This window comes from Clostridium sp., assembly GCF_030532265.1.
In the GTDB taxonomy this organism is placed as follows: Bacteria; Bacillota; Clostridia; order Clostridiales; family Clostridiaceae; genus Clostridium.
Genome location: NZ_JAUNLM010000099.1, coordinates 1 through 3,996, shown reverse-complemented (window position 1 = coordinate 3,996; position 3,996 = coordinate 1). Strand labels below are relative to the sequence as shown.

General features: G+C 25.6%; 4 protein-coding genes. 1 reads left to right on the top strand and 3 read right to left on the bottom strand.

The genetic code is table 11. The features are described from left to right. The 3 genes from Q4E08_RS11685 to Q4E08_RS11680 all read right to left on the bottom strand — a co-directional run. The coding region (locus tag Q4E08_RS11685; RefSeq protein ID WP_303131139.1) for a CopG family transcriptional regulator at window positions 1-271 on the bottom strand (271 nt) is incomplete at its 3' end. 179 nt (window positions 272-450) lie between these two features. After that, window positions 451-690 (bottom strand): RNase H1/viroplasmin domain-containing protein, encoded by a 240-nt coding sequence (locus Q4E08_RS12180; protein ID WP_368410201.1) that lies wholly within the window; start codon window positions 688-690, stop codon window positions 451-453. 897 nt (window positions 691-1,587) lie between these two features. Next, complete coding sequence (locus tag Q4E08_RS11680; protein ID WP_303131137.1) at window positions 1,588-2,340, bottom strand: hypothetical protein; 753 nt, start codon at window positions 2,338-2,340, stop codon at window positions 1,588-1,590. 745 nt (window positions 2,341-3,085) lie between these two features. On the opposite strand from Q4E08_RS11680, the gene Q4E08_RS11675 reads away from it, so the two are divergent. Next, the gene (locus Q4E08_RS11675; RefSeq protein WP_303131136.1) at window positions 3,086-3,247 is read left to right on the top strand and encodes a hypothetical protein; all 162 of its coding nucleotides are present in this window, start codon (window positions 3,086-3,088) and stop codon (window positions 3,245-3,247) included. The last annotated feature ends 749 nt before the right edge of the window (window positions 3,248-3,996 follow it).

The window sequence follows — 3,996 nt, the reverse complement described above, 5'->3', positions numbered from 1 at the left end:
TCCTCCAAAAACTTTTTTTACTTTTCAATTTACGTTCTTCTAAATTCTTCTTTAAACTTTGAATTTTTTCTTCTGTAGCTACAGCTCTATCACAAATTTTATTGTAGTTTTTTTCTCGTTCTTCAAACTTTTTTATTTCATTTTCTGTAGCTACACTCAAAATTTCACTCATAGTTTTATTCTTTAACTTAGCAATTCTTTTTAATTTATCTTTCTGTTCTAATGTCACTCTAACCCTTATAATATCGTTCTTTACAACTTTTGTAGCCACAAAAAAACCTCTCTTTCTATAATGAAATAATTCTGTAGCCACATCAAATCTACAGTTATTTTCATAATTTTATATTAACCATTCTTTTATCATATCTTTAATAATATCATTTTCTGAATATCCAAACTTACTACACTTATCTAAAAACAAATTATATAAATCTTTTGGAATCTCAATTTCTAAAAGTTCAATATTCTTATTTTTAGATTTTTCTTTTTAGCTTTCTCATTGGTTAATTTAGGCATTAAAATAATTTCATCATCTGTAAGCTCTTTTTCTATTAATCCTAAATAAATCTCTGCTTCTTCTAATTCCTTAAAACCTTTATATTGAACTAAAGATACTCCTGAAACTAATTTTTCACATTCACTCCAACTTAAAACTATCTTATTTTTTATATTATTCTTTCCCCTTTTAATAACACATATAAATCAATAAAATAGTATATATATTTTACCCCTTCGCGAAGTTTTTTTTAATTTTTTTATTGACTTTTAAGTTTAGATTCCTATAATGGTTTGGTGAATTAGGAAACGGCTTGCTCCCCCCCTTGTAATACATAAATACATAGAAATACATATTACAAAGGAGATTAGCAACAATATAAACTTAAATGGCTTGGAGCCATTGAGGTATCCGTGTCGCATTTAATCCCGTGGCTTCCAACCACTATGTGTATCAATCTTGCTTAGGTCTGGTTTTATCAAGCATATTACCATATAACTCTACACACACCCCTAGGAGCTAATGCAAACTCCACCAGGACAGGCACATCCACTACTAAAGACTATTAATAGCTTGTCTAAGAGAAAGCCCTGTCCAATTATCCGTCTGTTGATATAAATATATCTCACGAAGGTAGGGAGTGTCCACGGTGGTGAGCCATGCAGTTTTTTATAGTGTTATTCCTTCTAACCACTTACCTAGTTTATATTTTAGGATTTTTCAATAATTAAATTATGTATATTACAATAAAAAAAGCTTAGGTACTTTGTACCTAAGCTTGAACATTCTTTAATTTACCTCTTGAAAATTCTTTATCTATTTACTATACTTAATGTATATCAATTGATATCAAATCTTTGGTTGGGCTTGTCCTTAGCTTCTTGGTAGTATCTGTACCATAAGTTACAATTAATCGTTTGGCGACAATTAATTGAACCGAAGTCGAATTAAAAGCACTCATATTAGATGTGCTTTTTTTTTATTCAATTTTACAACTAATATCTTAATTTTAATCCTTTACTTATAAAATTACAAATATTTTTTTAATAAATAAAAAAGAGCCATAAAGATTTATGGCTCTTTTTTATTTATTAACTTATATTTGACCAATAAGAAACATCTAATTTGTTTCCTGATTTTCCAACCCATTTTACATAACTAATAATAGTACTATCTCTTTGAACTATCTGATTTCCAAGTACTTCAAGAGTATATTTATAATCACCTTGACCATTTATATCATATGATATCTTTTCTGCTCTAGAATCAGTAACTCTTGATGATCCTGATACTTTATTGGGCCATACTGCTGATGTACCACCAGTTGATGTGCTAGTAGCTCTTAATCCATCTGATTTTACATTATAAAAAGTATTTAACACTAAATATGTGTCTGGATATAAAGTATGTTTTATTCTATATTTTGATTGTAATTTATAATCTCCATAACTTAAATACTCTCTACTATTTTTTTCAATTGGTATCATATTATTTTCTAATATTACTTCTCCACCTTCAATAGGAATTTTTACAATATTTTTAATGACCTCCCCCTTAGTATTTAAGTCAATAGTCATCTTCTGCTCTCCTATAGAATTAATCTTCTGCTTAGCTTCCTTTTCTATATTATCAAAATAAGCATTCAACACTTCTGGTGATGTTTTTTTAATTATTATTTCCCTCTCACTATCATTAATTCCATCTTTATTTTCTTTTTCTATTACCTCATGTAATTCAGAAATTGTATTAATATTATACTTACTTTCTGCATCAGCAATTACTGTTGGTATTATCATAGTCATAGATATCATACCTATAATAACGGAACATAAAAATTTTTTCATTACATTTCCCTCCTAAATGTATATTTTTTTCTACACTTATGTTATACTAATATTGGAATAAATTGTATATATTGTAAATTAATAAGTGGAGGGATTTTATTGAATTTTGTAAATTTATTTTCTAAAATAGGTCCTATATTATTTTTTATTACTCTAATCCTTTTAATATTTTGGGTTTTTAAAAAATTTAAACATTAAAATATTTATTCTATATTTCGCTAAATAAAATTTTCACGTAGTTTTGTAATTTAACGGTTTTAAGCCATTTTTAAAAGGTGATTCTATTAAAAATCACCCTTTTTTGTTTAGTATATATAAGTATTTTTATGAAAAGCTATTTTTAGATTAAAATAATTTAATTTCATGTTAATCCTTAGCTCTGAAACAAAAAATTTTATTCCATTCTGCCAATTTGGTTATATGGGTAATTTTTATTATATTCATACTATATAAACTATTAGTATTCCTGAATTTCATCCATATTGTATGCTAATCAACCTATTATATTTCTATATTGTACGCTTATACAACCTAGTTATTTCAACTGTTAAACAGTAGTTATACACTACTATTTATCCTGCACTACTCGTAAGTGGTCGATTTGCAGTCTGAAAATCAATATTTTATATAACTTCCTTATCTTTTTTTAAATATTAGATTCTTCAATGTCAATCGAACAATTATGAGGTTCGTATTTATACGTAAATTTCTATATGCTAATATATAAAATAAAGGAGTTGTTTTTATGGAAAAAGAAGTATTAGAATTTTTAAAGAAAATGAATGAAAAAATAGATGAAAATTTTAATAATATAGATAAAGATATTCAAAAATTAGAAAAAAAGGTTAATGTAATTTTTGAATATACTGCTGAATTTAGAGAAGAAGTAAATGTAAAATTAAATTAATTAAAAGAAGTTAAAAAAGATACCTTATATGATATAACCTTTTTAAAAATAAAGGATGAAAAGACTAATTTACCAAGCTATTAAAAAAATATACTAAATTATTTAATACTAAATACTTGATATTTCACACTATTCATAAATTGCTTTTTCCTTATCGAAAAAATAAAACAAATAAAAAATTAGTCAAGGATAATAAAAAATATGCTGCTACTATTAATCCATAAAAGGATCTTTAGCTGCAGCATATTTTTTATTAGCAAAGCCTTGCCCATTGACTAATTTTTTATTTGTTTTAGAAAGTAATTAATGGGAAAAGCAATTTATAAAAACATTATTTTCTTTAGCTACACTTAAAATTTTACTCATAATTTTATTCTTTAACTTAGTAATTTTTTTAATTTATCTTTCTGTTCTAATGTCACTCTAACCCTTATAACATCATCTTTTACAATTTTTGTAGCCACAAAAATTTTTATAAAAAAGAGCATAAGGAGAAAATGTCCCCAAACAGGTTGCTAGGCTAGGCAAAGCCTAGAATTTCAATGGTGCCAAAAAATTTCCCAAATGCCCACGTTTTGCACAAAAGCGACCCACTAAATGCCCACTAAATACCCATGTTTTACCCAATATATTTTATAAATTTAATGTAATTAATGTTTAATTATTATTTAAATTTATATAATCAAAATTATTTCCTAATTCAATTTTATTTCCTCCAAAAACTTTTTTTACTTTTCAATTTACGTTCT